Origin of the sequence: Enterococcus gilvus ATCC BAA-350, from assembly GCF_000407545.1 — a bacterium.
Classification (GTDB): domain Bacteria; phylum Bacillota; class Bacilli; order Lactobacillales; family Enterococcaceae; genus Enterococcus_A; species Enterococcus_A gilvus.
This window is the reverse complement of record NZ_ASWH01000002.1, coordinates 839,204-856,082: the sequence shown is the minus strand read 5'-3', so window position 1 is coordinate 856,082 and position 16,879 is coordinate 839,204. Positions and strand designations below refer to the sequence as shown.

At 46.0% G+C, this 16,879-nt stretch carries 14 protein-coding genes; 10 read left to right on the top strand and 4 right to left on the bottom strand.

Going from position 1 to position 16,879, the window contains the following annotated elements; translation table 11 throughout:
• Window positions 1-5: 5 nt before the first annotated feature.
• The gene (locus I592_RS19155) at window positions 6-914 is read left to right on the top strand and encodes an osmoprotectant ABC transporter substrate-binding protein (protein ID WP_010778914.1); all 909 of its coding nucleotides are present in this window, start codon (window positions 6-8) and stop codon (window positions 912-914) included.
• Entirely contained in the window at window positions 914-1,531 is a 618-nt protein-coding gene (locus I592_RS19150) for an ABC transporter permease (protein ID WP_010778915.1), read from the top strand. Before I592_RS19155 ends, I592_RS19150 begins: the two co-directional genes overlap by 1 nt.
• A 22-nt stretch (window positions 1,532-1,553) precedes the next feature.
• Here the strand turns inward: I592_RS19150 and I592_RS19145 are convergent, their stop codons facing one another.
• Entirely contained in the window at window positions 1,554-2,270 is a 717-nt protein-coding gene (locus tag I592_RS19145) for a MurR/RpiR family transcriptional regulator (protein WP_010778916.1), read from the bottom strand.
• A gap of 205 nt (window positions 2,271-2,475) precedes the next feature.
• Here I592_RS19145 and I592_RS19140 point away from each other — a divergent pair, with 205 nt between their 5' ends.
• From I592_RS19140 to I592_RS19120, 5 genes are all read left to right on the top strand, one after another.
• Window positions 2,476-3,963 carry an FAD-binding oxidoreductase gene (locus I592_RS19140; protein ID WP_010778917.1) on the top strand — a complete coding sequence of 496 codons (1,488 nt, stop codon included), beginning with the start codon at window positions 2,476-2,478 and terminating at the stop codon, window positions 3,961-3,963.
• A 66-nt stretch (window positions 3,964-4,029) separates the two neighbouring features.
• Window positions 4,030-4,818, top strand: coding sequence for an electron transfer flavoprotein subunit beta/FixA family protein (locus tag I592_RS19135; RefSeq protein ID WP_010778918.1), 789 nt, complete (start codon window positions 4,030-4,032; stop codon window positions 4,816-4,818).
• Window positions 4,818-5,744 carry an electron transfer flavoprotein subunit alpha/FixB family protein gene (locus tag I592_RS19130; RefSeq protein ID WP_010778919.1) on the top strand — a complete coding sequence of 309 codons (927 nt, stop codon included), beginning with the start codon at window positions 4,818-4,820 and terminating at the stop codon, window positions 5,742-5,744. The genes I592_RS19135 and I592_RS19130 overlap by 1 nt, the downstream gene beginning before the upstream one ends.
• 48 nt (window positions 5,745-5,792) lie before the next feature.
• Window positions 5,793-6,569 (top strand): SDR family oxidoreductase, encoded by a 777-nt coding sequence (locus I592_RS19125; protein WP_010778920.1) that lies wholly within the window; start codon window positions 5,793-5,795, stop codon window positions 6,567-6,569.
• Window positions 6,570-6,743: 174 nt separating this feature from the next.
• Entirely contained in the window at window positions 6,744-8,189 is a 1,446-nt protein-coding gene (locus I592_RS19120; RefSeq protein ID WP_010778921.1) for an FGGY-family carbohydrate kinase, read from the top strand.
• Window positions 8,190-8,299: 110 nt separating this feature from the next.
• Here I592_RS19120 and I592_RS19115 read toward each other — a convergent pair whose 3' ends face one another.
• Entirely contained in the window at window positions 8,300-9,043 is a 744-nt protein-coding gene (locus tag I592_RS19115) for a homing endonuclease associated repeat-containing protein (protein ID WP_010778922.1), read from the bottom strand.
• A gap of 190 nt (window positions 9,044-9,233) precedes the next feature.
• Here I592_RS19115 and ade point away from each other — a divergent pair, with 190 nt between their 5' ends.
• Both ade and I592_RS19105 read left to right on the top strand, forming a co-directional pair.
• On the top strand, window positions 9,234-10,973 hold the full coding sequence (gene ade / locus I592_RS19110) for an adenine deaminase (RefSeq protein WP_010778923.1): 1,740 nt from the start codon (window positions 9,234-9,236) through the stop codon (window positions 10,971-10,973).
• Window positions 10,974-11,137: 164 nt separating this feature from the next.
• Complete coding sequence (locus I592_RS19105) at window positions 11,138-11,671, top strand: 5' nucleotidase, NT5C type (protein ID WP_010778924.1); 534 nt, start codon at window positions 11,138-11,140, stop codon at window positions 11,669-11,671.
• Window positions 11,672-11,855: 184 nt separating this feature from the next.
• Here the strand turns inward: I592_RS19105 and I592_RS19100 are convergent, their stop codons facing one another.
• Complete coding sequence (locus I592_RS19100) at window positions 11,856-12,872, bottom strand: hypothetical protein (RefSeq protein ID WP_010778925.1); 1,017 nt, start codon at window positions 12,870-12,872, stop codon at window positions 11,856-11,858.
• A 545-nt stretch (window positions 12,873-13,417) separates the two neighbouring features.
• Window positions 13,418-15,184, bottom strand: a complete 1,767-nt coding sequence (locus I592_RS19095; RefSeq protein ID WP_010778926.1) for a Na/Pi cotransporter family protein — start codon at window positions 15,182-15,184, stop codon at window positions 13,418-13,420.
• A 273-nt stretch (window positions 15,185-15,457) separates the two neighbouring features.
• On the opposite strand from I592_RS19095, the gene gad reads away from it, so the two are divergent.
• Window positions 15,458-16,858 carry a glutamate decarboxylase gene (gene gad, locus I592_RS19090; protein WP_010778927.1) on the top strand — a complete coding sequence of 467 codons (1,401 nt, stop codon included), beginning with the start codon at window positions 15,458-15,460 and terminating at the stop codon, window positions 16,856-16,858.
• The last annotated feature ends 21 nt before the right edge of the window (window positions 16,859-16,879 follow it).

Here is a 16,879-nt window from a genome sequence, read left to right as displayed (position 1 = left end):
AGCCGATGAAAAAGCGAAACGTACTTTTAGTGGCGATGATCCTTCTTTTTGGAAGTTTTATCATGCGCAATTTTTCTACCAAAGACGACACGATCACGGTGGCTGGAGGGGTGACCTCAGAATCACAGATCTTAGGCAATATCGTCGTGGAGCTTCTCCAGCATTCGACGAATAAAAATATTGTCTATCTAAACAATTTAGGCTCCGCCAATTTGATGCACGAGGCGATGCTGCGGGGCGATCTCGATATCGCACCGACGCGCTATACGGGGACGGATCTGATCGGGACCTTGGGATTGCCGACAGAAAAAGAGCCGGACAAAGCATTAAAGATCGTGCAGCGGGAGTTTGACAAACGCTTCGGCTTTGATTGGTTCCCAAGCTATGGATTTTCCAATCAGTTTACCTTTATGGTGACGCAGGAAACCGCAAAAAAATACGGGCTGAAAAAAGTCAGCGACCTGCAAAAAGTCGCCGGGAAAATGCGGCTAGGCTCTGACCAAACCTGGTACAAGCGGGAAGGCGACGGCTATAAAGGGTACACCGAGGAATACAATACGACCTTTCAACGGGTCTATCCGATGCAGGTGGGGCTGCTTTACGATGCGCTGGTGTCAAATGAATTGGACGTGATCTTGGGGTATTCGACCGATGGACGTGTGGGGAGCTATGACCTGGTGATGCTGGAGGATGATTTGAAATTCTTCCCGCCCTATACAGCGAGTGTCGTGGTTTCTGGCGAGACCTTGAAGGCATATCCTGAACTCAAGCCGATTTTATTGAAATTGCAAAACACGATCGACACGGAAACGATGCAGCGCCTGAATTATGAATCGGACAACGAGCTGCTGGAGCCGAAGATCATCGCGCGGCGCTTTTTGGAACAGCACAATTATTTTGAGGAGGGAAGCTGATGCTGGATAATTTGATGCAATACTTGAGTGAGAATTCCTCCTACTTGATCGCGCAATTTGGGATTCACGTCTACATTTCGGTGATTGGCGTCGTACTGACCTTTCTGATCGGCTTTCCATTAGGGATCTTGCTGTCGGAACGTCCGAAGCTCTCAGATGTTGTGATCGGCATCATCAATGTGATCCAGACGGTGCCGTCGATCGCGATGCTGACTGTTTTGCTGATATTGATGGGCTTGGGACAGAATACGGTCGTCGCTACGGTGGTGCTGTATTCGTTATTGCCGATCGTCAAAAATACGTATGTCGGGTTGGTCAATGTCGATCCGATGTATATCGATAGCGCCAAAGGAATCGGGATGAATCGCTATCAAATCCTGTACATGATCAAGATCCCGTTGGCGATGCCGGTAATTTTGGCGGGCATCCGTAATGCGCTGGTGATTTCTGTCGGGATCACGACGATCGGTTCCTTCGTCGGCGCTGGCGGTGTCGGGGATGTCATTTTGCGGGGAATCGCGATCACAGATGGCGCACCGATCATCATCGTTGGGGCGGTCCTGTGTGCCTTCATCGCGATCATGATGGATTGGCTGTTTGATTGGATCATGAAATAAGCACAAAAAAAGACCTCCGCAATTATTCATTGCGGGGGTCTTCTTGCGTCAGCTTGCGAATCACTTCTTCGATATACATCAATAAGATCGTTCGCGTCTTTTCATGCGACTTCAACTGCTCGTTCTGATGCGATTTTGTCAGAAAAATGATCTCACTGCTATCCAGGGAAAGGTCTGTATTTAATTCTTCCATCACCAGCAATGATTTTGCGTGGTGTTTTTTTGCTTCTTCAAACAAAGGATCGAAGTTGGCGAATTTTCCAGCGACGGAAAAAACCAACAGCAACGAATCCTCTGTCAACAGATCAGGAATCAAGGATGGCTGACTCACGCGAATGACATTTTTATTCAGGGTGAAATTTAGTTTGTATTCAAAGTATTCCATGCAAAAATTTGTCGGGCCATAGCCGAAGAGCAATATTTTTCCAGATTGCTGAATCAGCTCTGCTAAATAGTCGACGGATGCTTCATCAAAGTTTTCCATGAACTCTTTGATGCGGGCAAACTCACTATTCAATCGTTTCTGTTTGACCAATTCTTTGCCGGTCAAGAAGCGGAAATATTCTTTATACCCGGAAAAGCCCATCTTCTTTACCATTTTTGAAATCTTCGAAGGGGAAACATCGGCGAATTTCGCGGCTTCGGTGATGGTCAAGTTCGTCTTTTCTCGGCTTTCTTCTAACAAACGAGCATGGATAGTGCGTTCGAGCTCATTCATTCGATCCAACTGAATCTTCATCGCGGGGCCTCCTTTGTATCTTGACACAAGCATAGCACGGTCCTCTTCTAAAAAGCAAATATAAATCGGAAAATTTTCCTATAAATGCAAAAAAATTGAAAATAAATAGAAAATCTAATCAAATTTTAATGAAAAAGCGGATTCTTCACTTTATACTGAACTCAGGAAAAGCGCTTTCGAAAAAAAGATGAATGGGGTTATTTGAATGAGTTCTGAGACATTAGTGAAAGAAGCAATCATTAACGACGTAAAAAACATCGTTTCTGAGGAACAGGTAGTGACGGATCATGAAACATTGTACGATGCGGCCTCTGACCGTTACCGTAAATACATGAAAGCAAAAGGTGTTTTGGACAATCCATTGCCAACGGCGGTCGTTTATCCGAACAATCCAGAAGAAGTCAAAGAATTATTGATGTACTGTAATGAAAATGATATCAATGTGATTCCACGCAGCGGCCAAACAGCGACAGAGGGCGGACTTGAAAACTGGAAAGACTTGGCATTAGTGATCGACGGTTCTCATATGAACAAAATCTTAAAAATCGATGCGTACAACATGCAGGCGACGGTTCAGGCAGGTGTGCCTTTGCAGGCGTTGGAAGATGAATTAAGAAAAATCGGCTATACGACAGGGCATTCGCCGCAATCAAAACCGATCGCACAATACGGCGGCTTGGTTGCTACCCGTTCGATCGGACAATTTTCAACTTTATACGGCGGGATCGAAGACATGGTCGTTGGGTTGGAATGTGTCTTCCCGAATGGGCATATCTCACGCATCAAAAATATTTCTCGTCGTGCCGGCGGACCAGACATTCGCCACATCGTTATCGGGAATGAAGGAACGCTTTGCTACATCACTGAAGTAACGGTGAAAATCTTTAAATATTACCCAGACAACAATAAATTCTACGGCTATTTAGTGAAGGATGTAGAAGACGGGGTAAAAGTTCTCCGTGAAGTGATGGTCAATGGCTACCGTCCATCGGTTGCTCGGACGTATTCACCAGAAGACGCACGTCAACATTTCTACCATTTCTACGAAGGGCAATGTGTCTTGATCTTCATGGCAGAAGGACCTGAAGGCATCGTGGAAGCAACAGGCAAAGGCATTGAAGAAGCCGTTGAAAAATTCAAAGACGGCATCGTGAAGCAAGTGGATTCGCAATTGATCGAAAACTGGTTCAACCAATTGAACTGGACGCAGCAAACGATCGACGATGAGATCCAAGGCATGATCGACAATGACAAGCACGATGGCTATACGACTGAAGTTTCTGCGGATTGGGAAACCATCACAAAAATCTACAACAACGTGATCGAACGGATTCGCAACGAATTTCCTCGTGCGGACGATTTGACTATGCTGGGCGGCCATTCTTCCCACAGCTACTTGAATGGAACGAATATGTACTTTGTGTATAACTACGACATCAATTGCGAACCAGAGGATGAAATGAAAATTTACCACCATCCGATCCAAGCGATCATCGTTGAAGAAACATTGAAATTAGGCGGTTCGATGTGTCACCATCACGGGATCGGTAAATACCGGAACGAATGGACCAAAGACGAGCATCAATCGGCTTACTATATGCTGGAAACATTGAAAGAAGCGTTTGATCCAAAAGGAATCATGAGCTTCGGGAATATTTATCCAGTCCAAGAAGGCTACAAGTACCAAAAATAAACGTACATTTCACGGCAAGGAGGCTTTTGCTTCCTTGTCGGAGGGTGTAAAGAGAAGGGGTTTACTGTGAAAATCATTTGCTTAGTCAAATTCGTTCCAGACACGGAGAAATTTGAATACGATTATGAGACAGATAAGATTGATCGAGACGCATCAAAGCTTATCCTGAATCCAGATGATAAGAACGCTGTGGCCTTTGCGATGCGGCAAAAAAAACAGGACCCTTCTACTTCTATTGAAATTGTCACGATGGGCCCGATGAAGCTTGAAGAGGAAATGAAAGACTTTGTGCGCTTAGGTGCGGATCATGCCGTTTTGATCAGCGATCGCCGCTTTGCCGGCAGTGATTCTTTGGTAACGAGCCGCATCCTCGCACGGTATCTTGAGACGACGTCTTTCGACCTTTTGCTTACCGGCACCCACACTCTAGATGGCGGCACCGGACATGTAGGTCCTCAGATTGCTGAATTGATGGGGATCAATCAGTTTTCGACAATTGTTGCAATCCCAGAAGTGACGCGTGAATTTTCGATCGTTGAAGCGTTGCAGGAGGAAAAAACGTACCGCTTGAAGATCAAAAATCCAAGTGTTTTAAGTGTGACGCACCAAATGAATTTGCGGTTAGGGTTTGTTCGTTATGAAAACATCGGGAAAAATGTGGACGATCACTTTTCACTGGTGACCAACGACACGCTGCAATTGCCTCTTGATGCAATTGGCGGCAAGGGTTCACCCACGAAGGTGAGAAAAAATGTGGTCGTAAAAAGGGAACAGGTCGCCCATAAAGTGGTGAAGGTGGACGACGAAGGCATCGAGGAAGTGGTGCATTTTCTAAAGGAAAAGGGGTACGTATAATGTTCAAGGGACTCATTGTGATCGACAACGATCGGGTCGCTGATTCACTGGATCTGGTGGCCGTTGTGGAACGACTGGCAGGAGAAGAAGAATCCTTTATTTACGGCTTAGGCATCAATTTGTCGGAAGACGTAAAGGGATTGGATGCTGTGATCGCGGTGGATGCGCCGACGATCCAGTCGAAGGATAGTCAGTTAGTGACGACGATCATTGAACAGGTGCACAGAGAGTATCAATTTGACAGTATCATCCTTTTAGCGACAGAATTTGGGCGAATGGTGGCCCCGAGAGCGGCGATGCGTCTTGAGGTAGGATTAGTGGCTGATATTACCGATATAGAGGTCGACAAACGCGGGAAAAAATTGATTCGCCCAGCCTTTTCAGGCAACATCATGGCGAGTATCGTCTGTGACTCCTCACCGATCATGGCGAGTGTCCATCCCAATGTTTTTCACGCAGCAGATCAGACGAAGCGTCCGCAAAAGATCCCCTTTGTTCCGGTTGAATTGAAAGCGTCATCAATCGAAGTGTTAGAGGTTATTGAAAACGAACAAAGCGCGGTAGATATTCGGGAAGCCTCTGTCCTCGTCTCAGCGGGAGGCGGCTTCAAGCGACCCATTGAGGAGCTGCAGGAGCTGGCGGAGGAGCTGTCGGGTGCCGTCTCCGCGTCGAAGCAATTAGTCGATCGCAAGAAAGCGCCGAGAGAGATCCAAGTTGGTCAATCCGGCAAAACGGTCAGCCCCGATCTGTACATTGCGTTAGGTATTTACGGATCGACGCAGCACATTGAAGGCTTAAAAAACGTCAAAGAGATTCTTTCGGTGAATACCGATCTTGGTGCACCAATGAATTATTTAGCCAGCCTCGTCGTCCATGGCGATGCGGCAGAATTCGCACGAAAACTAAGTACCAGACTCAAGGGATAACCCCCAAGCGGGTGAAAAAACAAAAATAAAGGAAAAGAAGGTAGAAAAATGGAAATCAAAGATTTTAAAATGGACATGTTTCATATCAAAGGGAAAAACGCGATCGTCACAGGCGGAAATACTGGATTAGGCCAAGCATTCTCATTGGCGTTAGCAGAAGCAGGAGCGAACATCTTCATGCCTTCGATCATGCCGGATGATCCAGAATTCAATGCGGTGTTAGAAGAACGCGGTGCGAAAACAGCATACATGGAAGCAGACATCACGAAAGACGGCGTGTGCCAAGAAGTCGTTGAAAAATGTGTCGCTGAATTCGGCTCTGTCGATATTTTAGTAAACTGTGCGGGCATTTGCCCATGTGACGACGTCGTCAGCTACGGCCGTGACAAATGGGACCCAACCATCAACATCAATTTAACAGCTGCTTTTGACATGAGTCATGAAGCTGCGAAAGTCATGATCCCGCAAAAGAGCGGAAAAATCATCAACATCTGTTCTATGTTCTCTTTCTTAGGCGGACAATGGGCGCCTGCCTATGCCGCGTCTAAACACGGGTTGGCTGGGTTGACGAAAGCTTACTGTGACGAATTGGCACAATACAATATCCAGGTGAACGGGATCGCACCAGGCTACTTCAAAACACACGCAGCGAAAGCATCGATTGAAGATCCAGAACGCAGCAAATGGATCGTTGACCATACACCAGAAGGACGTTGGGGCGATGTGGCGGACTTGATGGGTGCCACCGCCTTCTTAGCATCTGAAGCGTCACACTTTGTGAATGGTCATATCTTAGCAGTCGACGGCGGCTTCCTCGTACGTTAAAGCCTGTTCCTTTTTAAGACTGAGAACCCTATTCTCAGTCTTATTTTGCCAGTTGAGGACGAAGAAAAAATGACGTGCCCTCAACGGATTAAAGGAAACGTTTCGTTGAAGGACATACTGCACGGGAAGCATTATATAATAGAAGAAAAAAATCAGATGGGCAAGGAGAGGCATATGGAAAAGAAATATATCGTTGGGATCGATGGCGGCAGCCAAAGTGCGAAGATCGTGATTTTTGATCTTGAAGGAAACATCGTGGGTGAAGGAAAAGAAGCAACGCGGCCTATGATTCTTGGAGAGGATGTTTTGGTTGAACATCCAGGCGACGATCTATGGGATGCGCTATGCAGCGCGTCAAATAAAGCAATGGATGAATTCGGTGTACGGAAGGAAAATATTGTTGGGATCGGGCTTGGGTTTATTCGCTGCTGCCGTGTCTTACTGAAAAAGGACGGAAGTCTAGCGCAGCCGGTCATTAGCTGGATGGACAAACGGACCTCGACCCCTTATGTTCATGAAAATCCAGAGGTACAATACGTCACTTCGACAAGCGGGTACATCACCCATCGTTTGACCGGCGAATTCAAGGACAATATCGGAAACAACTTTGGGCAATGGCCGGTGGATTACGAAACATGGGATTGGTCAAAAGATGAGGACGTTTTAAAGCAATACAACCTGCCAGAGGAGATGCTGTTTGAAGCGGTGAAACCTGGCGATCAGTTAGGAACGGTCACGAAAGAAGCGAGTGAAAAAACAGGTCTGCCAGAGGGCTTGCCGGTTTTTGCCACAACGAGTGACAAGGCGGTTGAAGCGTTAGGTGCCGGCTTGATCCAAGACACGAGTGCGGTGGTGTCGCTGGGAACATATATTTGCAGCATGATGATGGGCAAAACGATGCCGCCAAGTGATGCAGTGAATTACTGGGGGATCTTGTCTTCGATGCCCGGGCGTTACATCTATGAAGGATATGGGATTCGCCGCGGCATGTGGACCGTTTCATGGTTCAAGGATCTTTTAGGCGAAAAAATCAGTATTCGTTCAAACTATCAAGGCATCAGCGAAGAAGAATATTTGAACGAGCAGGCAAGTAATATTCCAGCCGGCAGTGACGGGCTGATGACGAAATTGGATTGGTTGGCGAATCCGTGGGAACCCTTCAAGCGCGGCGTGATGATCGGCTTCAATGCCCATCATGATTATCGCTACTTGTATCGTTCGATTTTAGAAGGCATTGCTTATACCATGAAAAACAATGTGACGAACATGACGGATGAAATGAACCATCCTATCGATGAAGTCATCGTGACAGGGGGCGGCTCCAACAGCGATCTTCTGATGCAGATTTTTGCGGATGTGTTCAATTTGCCAGTCAAACGAAATGTCGTAAATGGCAGTGCCAGTGTCGGTGCAGCGATCAATGCGGCCGTTGGCTTGGGAATATATGAGAGCTATGAAGAAGCCGTGGAAAAAATGGTCAAGGTAAAAGATGTCTTCACGCCGAAACCAGAAAACGTGGCGGTCTACAAACGCTTGAACGAAGAAGTGTACCAAGGATTAACGGATTACACGGACGAAGTGTTGAAGAAAACTTACAGCGTGCTGCATCCAGAAGGATAATGGCACACGAAAAAGAGCCCTTCCTTATTGCTGGAAGGGCTCCTTTTTTGAGCAATCGTTCATAATTGATCGATCGACGCGCGAACACAGAGAGGGACACGTCTGAAGGTCTATTCCTTTTCTACAAGCGAAGGCTCGTACTCATTCTCCTTGGTAAACGCTTCAAATGATCCGTACAGGCGTTCCACGTGATCCAAATAGCCGAATTCTTCCTCAGTCGGTAATCGTTCTTGGATCAGGACGAAGGTTTTTAGCTTGTTTACGAGCTCTTTTTTTGAGAGAGGGGCGATTTCTTCTTTATGCAGTGCCAAACCTTGGCAGTGTAGGAATTTCTCGTAGGAGCCGAAATATCTTTTTATTTGTCTTTCGCTATAGCCAAATTCCTTCGCTGTTGGGATTTGGCCGTACTCTTTTACGAAAAACGCTAGCTCCTCCAGCAAAAATTCTTCGGTGATCTTGATGCCCATCATCCCTGCGGTTCTATGTCTCTCTGTTGGGGTTGGTTGAGAGCGGATGTGCATCAAGGTGTACCCGGTAGTTTTAAGAAAGCCTAAATAATTGCGGTATTCCTTTTTGATCGATCGGGTATGTGCGAATTCCTGTTGCGTCGGGGTCCGTCCTTTTGATTTGATAAATGATTTTAGCCGCTGCTCCATCTCCTCTCTAGTCAGCAGCTTCGGTTCGACGCGGTAGGGAACGAGTCCTTGACTGAGAATAAATTCCTTGTAGGAGCCAAAATGTCGATTGATCGAACTGGAATTTCCAAATTCAGTCAGGCGAGGCGGCCGCCCTTTTTCCTTAACAAATGCCATTAGCTTTTCGATTAATTCTTCCTTTGTAATTGATTTAGCCAAGTATACCAGCCTCCTTTATTTTTTTATTACCATACTATTAATGTACAGAAAATAATTAGCAAAACCAATAATAGTTGCGTGATTTCATACTCTTTTTACGCGGCTTTTTTGATATTTTTGAATACTTTTTTACAGCGAAGGCTTCAAGGGTGCTATAATAGAAAAAATATTTTAAAAGGGGTGCAGGAATATGAACAAAAAGACATTGAAACGTTTGATCGACGTAGCCGCAGGGCGTTTGCCAGCAGATATTGTTTTAAAAAATGCACGCGTGATCGATGTGTACCAAGCAGAGATCATGGAAGGCGACGTTGCCATCGTGGATGGACGAATCGCTGGCATCGGGGAAGCGTATGAAGGAAAAGAAACCCTCGATCTACAGGGCAAATTTGTGGCACCAGGCTTTATTGATCCTCATATTCATGTGGAATCCTCTTATGTGACACCAGAAGAATTTGGCAGATTGCTGGTTCCCCACGGCACAACGACTGTTCTAGCTGATCCCCATGAGATCGTGAACGTTCTTGGGCTGGAGGGGCTGACCTATATGGTAGAGGCGGCGAAGGAAACCGCGCTGGACATCCGATACATGATGCCTTCTTGTGTGCCGGCGACGAACATGGAGAATGCGGGGGCAGTCATTGAAGCCGAAGATATGATCCCTTCATTTGAAGAGAATCATGTCGACGGTTTAGCGGAATTCATGAATTTTCCGGGCGTGATCCATGCAGAAGACAGCGTTTTGGACAAACTTTTAGCCGCAAAATCACGGGGCTTACGGATCGACGGGCACTCTCCAATGGTGTTCGCCAAAGACCTTAACGCCTATGCGGCAGCAGGGATTTCCAATGACCATGAATGCTCCACGGTGGAAGAGCTGAAGGACCGTATCGCGCGCGGGATGTATGTCTTTTTACGAGAAGGCTCGGTCACACAAAACTTGCGGACGCTGCTGAAAGGCGTAACAGAGAATAATTACCAACGATGCGTGTTGTCTGCGGATGACTTGCAGGCAAAAACGATGTTGGAAAAAGGCCACTTGGATAACAGTATTCGTATTTGTATCGAAGAAGGGGTCTCACCGATTCGAGCGATCCAGATGGCAACGATCAATGCCGCGCAATGCTGCCAATTGTCCGATCGCGGCGCTGTGGCGCCAGGCCTAAGAGCCGATTTAGTCATTTTTTCTGATTTGACAAACCCGACGATTGAAGCAACATATATCGCTGGAGAATTGATCGCTGAAAATGGCGCCTATTTGCCGACAGTGAACCGAATCTCGACAGAACAAGTACAATCCAGCGTGCACATCAACAAATTCCAGCCGGAGCAGCTGGCACTCACGCTCACGAGCGACAACGCACGAGCAATCGAAGTCATCCCTCAAGAAGCGCTGACCAATGAAGCCATTGTTTCGGTGAAAAGAGACGAAAACAATCACTTTGTCTTTGATCCGAGTCAGGATGTCACGAAGATCGCAGTCATTGAACGGCATCATGATACAGGAAATGTTTTTGTGGGGCTGCTGAAAGAGTACGGATTGAAAAAAGGCGCGATTGGGTTATCGATCGCCCACGATTCCCATAATTTGATCGTTACAGGAACAACGGATGAAGACATGGCTGCCGCTGTCCACGCCCTGAAGGAACAAGAAGGCGGCGTGGTGCTGGTTGAATCTGGAAAAGTGATCGGAAGCATGGCCTTGCCGATCGCGGGATTGATGAGCGATCTTTCCGGGGAAGCAGTCGCAAAACAAGAAGCAGAGATCAATCACTTGGCCCATCACGTGTTAGGTGTCTCAGAAAAAGTCGATCCGATCATGACGTTGGGCTTTATGTCATTGGCGGTCATCCCAAATCTAAAAATCACGGATATCGGGTTAGTCGATGTCACGAAATTTGAAATCGTGCCTGTATCTGTAGAAGCGTAAAAAAAGAGCAAGAGGAAAAGAGGGTATCTTTTCGTCTTGCTTTTTCATTTTTGATAAACAGTAAGATTGACGAAGCCTTGAAATTAGAGGAAAATATTCACAAAGAAGGCCTCTTTATTTGTAGAAGAGAACCTACGTTTTAATAAACTAGAGGAGTGAGATTATTGGTAAGAATCGCAGTTGATATGGATGAAGTGATCGCTGATTTTGTTTCCAAAGAGATCCGGCTGTTTAATGAAGCAAACGGGACAACGTACGTGAAGAATGATCTGGCGGGGAAGAAATTACGAGAATTGCACCCTGAGCAGGAAGAAAGCATTCGCGAACGCGTTAAGGATACCCGCTATTTTTCGGACCTTCCCTTGATTGACGGAGCGAAGGAAGCCTTAGAGAAATTGTCTGAAAAGCACGAAATTTTTATTACTACTGCGGCAATGGATTTTCCAACCTCCTTTAATGCAAAGTACGCGTGGCTGCAGGAGCATTTCGCCTTCATACCGAAAAGCCATTACGTTTTTTGCGGAGACAAGTCGATTATTTCTGCGGATTATTTGATCGATGACCATAAGCATCATTTGGAAGTTTTTCAAGGCCAAGGGATTCTTTTCGCGGCGCCCCACAACTATTATGAAGAGTACCCACTAAAAATGAATAGCTGGGATGAAATCTACGAGTATTTTGTTGAAACATATGGATAGTCAGCTACCCCACGTTCTTTTTTGATCAATCTATCGTCTGAAAAATGAGGCTACACGCCTCTTTTTTCAGGCGTATTTTGCGTTCTTTAAGAAGTCCTGAGGAAGAGGGCAGGAGCCTCTCTCCAGCAGGCGCCAATTTTTAGCCGCACGAAATACGCCTTTGATGGCTGTCATCAAAGCGCGATCACCGTCTTTTTCGTTTGTTTAAGGCCTTTTTGATCTTTCGCTGCCGCTTTCGTTCCTCTCGAGCTTCCTGAATCTGTTCTTTGGTTTTTCCAATTTTCATATAGGAGGTATCCGGTTTTTGCAGCGATTCAGGGACGTATTTTGTGGAGGAGGGGGCTTTTTCTGAAGCGCCTCGTGTTTTCGAACTGCTAGGAGGTGCAGCAGAAATGCTAGCGGTATCCAGCGAAGCTTCATCTGGGAGCGCGGTGCTTGTTTGTTCAACGTCCTCTTCGTAGAGCAGAGCTGCGTTGTTCTTCCCGGTAGAAGCCGCGACTGCTTGTTTTCGAGCCGCGGAACGCTTCGGTTTCTCAGGTGTTTTGGCAGCAGGCGTCTGCTCCTCTTTGATAGTCACTACCGGTTCGACATCTTCAGCATCGACGCGTCCCTTTACGCTTTTATATCTAACGTATTCCGCAAAACGGCGGACTCCTGCAGTTTTGAAGATCGTCAACGTGGTCAAGATTTTCAAAATGCCGCGCGTTTGCTCTGTGGATTGGACCTTTTTGATATTCTGAAGCGCCCACGTGTGTCGTTTTCCCGTTACATCTTTAAATACGGAGACCAGATTAAATTGATAATCAGAAAGGACCGGTACTTCGCGGTTCTTCTCATCTAACAGGGCTTTATAGGCACTCGCTTCCCGAGTATAGTCACGAAACGCCGCTTCACTTGCAAATAAACGCTGAATGACCGTTTTCCAGTCCTTTTCATCTGGAAAATAATCCTGAAAATAAACACAGTGCTGGCGCAACGTATCCGTAGGTTCAGAAGTTAGAAAAATGCTGCGGATCAAGTCGGACAACTCATTGATGGAATAGTCGCCGACACTCAAGGCATGACGAACCAAGACCGCAACAAAATATTCTACGACCTCCCCAGCATTATTGGTTTCCTCAAAATACGTGCTGATCCGTTTCAATAAATTATCTTTCTTGATTCCAAATAATTGTCTTTGCCCAAGGCTCGCTGCGTTCATCCTGATCATCCTCCATGTCTCTTTTGTGTAATCGGTTACAACTGATTTATACCAGTATGATAATATAAAATAACTAGCTTGTAAATAGGTTTTGAAATACCTTTTTCCTTTAAAAAAGCTAAAAAGTTTGAGTAACGATTTCTATAACAGAAATTATTATATAAATGAACGTGCCGCTTTAACTATAAATAACAAATAATCTGTAAGTGTGTCGGGAAGAGGTGGATGCAAACCTTTTATTTGATAAATTCAAATTTATGCAGGAGATAGTGATGTTTTTTGCTTTTTATGTTAAAAAAGAAAATTATTGAAGCGTTTAAATAGAAAATAGTGTTAGATGAAAGAAATGAAAGAATAAGATACGCAATATTTTTTTGATACGAGGAGGATGTCTCATAGGCTCCTTGCTATTCACTCAGCTTTTTTATACTCTCAAAGTTTCTACAACAATAATGTACCGCGTTTTATTAATCATGCATCTTCCATTTCGCACATCAAAAAAACTCAACCTGCCCCTCTTACTGAGAATGGCAGGTTGAGTTTTTTTAATCCAATACCTCGCTGGTATTAGTAAGTGGCGTCTCCGCTGGTTCTTCGGGGACTTCATAATGGAAGTTCGAGGTATCGTATTTGAAGTTGTATTTATTTCCTATAATGTATTTCGCGATGTGGAGGGTACGGTCACTGGAGCGTTCTAAGTTTGAGCTGATGTCGATCAGTAGAACCCCATCTGCGGCGCGTCCTTCTCCTTTGGTCATGAGCCTGATGTATTTCTTTCGTAAAAGTTCGACTAATTGATTGATCTCTGTTTCGCGCTCCAGCATTTTTTGTGCGAGGGCGATGTCATCGTTTTCCAGTACTTGAAGGGCGTCGCGGACATTTTTCAGGACCTTATCGAATAGGCGTTCCAGGTCTTCGTCTTGAAGCAGGAAGGTTTGTCGTCCGTTCGTGGTGCTTGTTTTGTTGCGCTTGTCTTTTGCCCGCTGCTTTTCTTCTAAGGCAATGGATTCTTCGACATAACGCAGGATATTCATCGAGTGGTCCCCGATCCGTTCGAAGTCTTTGGTGAATTCTAAAAGCATGGCTTGTTCTTGACTTTCTAGAGGCGAAAGCTCGGCCATGGAGATTTTCACTAAGTATTCGGTCAATTCAATGTCGCATTGATTGATCGCGTCTTCGTATTGCTGGGCGTCGTCGTGCCATTCTTCTTTGTTTTCATGATAATATTTTCGGGCAGCTTCTAAAGAAGAAATGACGTAATGCCCCATTTGGACGATCTCGCCTTTGGCTTGTTCGATCGCCATGACCGAAGACGTGTGGATGATCGGCTCACTCAGCGTAACTGGGCGAATATTTAAATTTTTCTCGCTGCCAGGAACGATCTTCTTCACGAGGATTTCAATTTGCGGGATGAACCAGAATTGGATCGCCAAATTTGAAAGATTGAAGAGACCGTGAGCGAAGGCCAGCTGCATGGCGGGATTCAACCCAAGGGTATCCGCGATCATTACAACGACTCCGGTAAAGGGCGTTAACAAGATCGTAAACAGGACAGCCCCGAATAAATTGAAGATGACGTGAGACGCAGCCGTTCTTTTTGCGGCAACACTGGCGCCAAGGCAGGCGATGACAGCGGTGATGGTCGTGCCGATGTTGTCGCCAAATAAAATCGGCAGTGCCGCACCAAGGGTCACACTTCCTTGCATGTAGAGTTGCTGTAAAATCCCGATCGTGGCACTGGAGCTTTGCAGGACCATCGTCAATAAGGTCCCGATCCCTACACCGAGAATGGGGTGATGGGAGACACTGATCATCAAGTCATTAAATTGCGGCAGTTCTTTTAGCGGGTCCATTGCGGAACCCATTAATTTCAATCCATAAAAAAGTGCGCCGAAGCCAAAAAGAATCTGTCCGATCGATTGAAGCGAGGGGCGTTTTGCAAAAAAGAGCAGGATCGCCCCAACACCGATGATCGGCAGGGCATATTCACTTAAGTTGAACCCAATTATGAAAGCGGTAACAGTCGTCCCGACATTGGCACCCATGATCACACCGATCGCTTGTCGCAAGGTCATGAAGCCGGCACTGACCAGACCAACGGCTAGAACGGTCGTCCCTGAACTGCTTTGAATGACTCCAGTGACCAGCAGTCCTGCTAGTACAGCGCGAAAAGGCGTTGAGGTAAAACGATTTAGGATTTCTCTCAGCCGATTTCCAGCTGCTTTTTGAAGTCCATCTCCTAAATACTTGATCCCGAAAAGAAAAATTCCTAATCCACCTAAAAAGGTGAAAAGCATTTCTTGATAAGACATAGTGCGTCCTCCGCTAATTATTTTTTTGCATGCTACTACCAAAATAATAGATTCACAAGTAAAAAGAAAGCCTTTTATTCAAAAAAATCATAAAAATATTTAAAAAATCTAGTTTTTTTGAATGAAATCGAAAAAAGCGTGTGGACGCTGAAATAAATGAGAGGAATTCTTTTGTAATTTATAGCGCTTTCAGCTACTCTTAAGAGGAAGGAGTATTCGGGAAATGATTGGATAAATTTAGGGCATTTTTGACTAAAAAGGGGACGTGATCAGATGCTTTATGGAAAGAAAGATCGACGAGAGGCCAGTTATTTAGAACCCATTTTTGGGTCGCGAAACGAAGAGGAGACGCTGCCGTCCTATCGGCTTGGCGAACAATCGATCGAACCGCGGATCGCCTATCAAATGATCAAGGACGGATTGTTGGATGAAGGGAATTCCCGTCAGAACTTGGCAACGTTTTGTCAGACTTTTATGGAGCCGGAAGCGGTCAAGCTCATGTGCGAGACATTGGATAAGAACATGATCGACAAGTCCGAATACCCGCGTACCGCCGAAATGGAAAATCGCTGCGTCAATATCATCGCGGATCTGTGGCATGCGAAGGGGCCAGAGAAATTTGTCGGGACCTCCACGATTGGTTCCTCTGAAGCGTGCATGCTCGGTGGGATGGCGATGAAATTCGCCTGGCGCAAGCGAGCAGAGAAGTTGGGTGTGGCGGTTCAGGCGAAAAAACCGAATTTGATCATTTCTTCAGGCTATCAGGTGTGTTGGGAAAAGTTTTGTGTCTATTGGGATATTGAGCTGCGAGAGATCCCGATGTCCGAGGATCATTTGTCACTAGATGTCGAAAAGGCGCTGGAAGCGGTGGACGACTATACGATCGGGATCGTTGGGATCTTAGGCATCACCTACACAGGACAGTACGACGACATCCAAAAGCTGGATCAATTAGTAGAAGAATACAACCAGCAAACGGATCACAAAGTCTATATCCATGTCGATGCAGCGTCAGGCGGGTTGTACGCGCCTTTTGTTGAACCCGCATTGGTTTGGGATTTCCAATTGAAAAATGTGGTCTCCATCAACACGTCGGGGCATAAATATGGACTAGTCTATCCTGGGGTCGGCTGGGTCGTCTGGCGGGACGAAGCGTATCTGCCAGAGGAATTGGTGTTCAAAGTCAGCTACCTTGGCGGAGAAATGCCCACGATGGCGATCAATTTTTCCCACAGTGCGTCGCAAATGATCGGACAATATTACAATTTTGTCCGCTTTGGCTTTGACGGGTATCAGAGTATCCATCAGCGCACCCATGACGTCGCCGTCTATTTAGCCAAAGAAATCGGACGGTCACGGCATTTTGAGATCATCAACGATGGCACGCAGCTGCCGCTGGTTTGCTACAAGCTGGCGGAGGACACGAATCGGAGCTGGACCTTGTATGACTTGTCGGATCGGCTGCTGATGAAGGGCTGGCAAGTGCCGACCTACCCGCTGCCTAAAAAGTTAGACAAGCAAATCATTCAACGAATCGTCGTACGAAGTGACTTTGGAATGAATATGGCCCACGATTTTGTCGAAGATCTGAAAGCGGCGATCAAGGAATTGGAACACAGTCATTTGGTTTTTCACGAAGAGACAGAACGGAAGAATTATGGCTTTACTCATTAAATCAATCAAAGGAGGCGCTAG

Coding starts and splice junctions, on each gene's coding strand:
- I592_RS19145 (WP_010778916.1), bottom strand. CDS start 2,270: ATGAAGATTCAGTTGGATCGAATGAATGAGCTCGAACGCACTATCCAT.
- I592_RS19120 (WP_010778921.1), top strand. CDS start 6,744: ATGGAAAAGAAATATATCGTTGGGATCGATGGCGGCAGCCAAAGTGCG.
- ade (WP_010778923.1), top strand. CDS start 9,234: ATGAACAAAAAGACATTGAAACGTTTGATCGACGTAGCCGCAGGGCGT.
- I592_RS19095 (WP_010778926.1), bottom strand. CDS start 15,184: ATGTCTTATCAAGAAATGCTTTTCACCTTTTTAGGTGGATTAGGAATT.
- I592_RS19155 (WP_010778914.1), top strand. CDS start 6: ATGAAAAAGCGAAACGTACTTTTAGTGGCGATGATCCTTCTTTTTGGA.
- I592_RS19125 (WP_010778920.1), top strand. CDS start 5,793: ATGGAAATCAAAGATTTTAAAATGGACATGTTTCATATCAAAGGGAAA.
- gad (WP_010778927.1), top strand. CDS start 15,458: ATGCTTTATGGAAAGAAAGATCGACGAGAGGCCAGTTATTTAGAACCC.
- I592_RS19150 (WP_010778915.1), top strand. CDS start 914: ATGCTGGATAATTTGATGCAATACTTGAGTGAGAATTCCTCCTACTTG.
- I592_RS19100 (WP_010778925.1), bottom strand. CDS start 12,872: ATGAACGCAGCGAGCCTTGGGCAAAGACAATTATTTGGAATCAAGAAA.
- I592_RS19140 (WP_010778917.1), top strand. CDS start 2,476: ATGAGTTCTGAGACATTAGTGAAAGAAGCAATCATTAACGACGTAAAA.
- I592_RS19130 (WP_010778919.1), top strand. CDS start 4,818: ATGTTCAAGGGACTCATTGTGATCGACAACGATCGGGTCGCTGATTCA.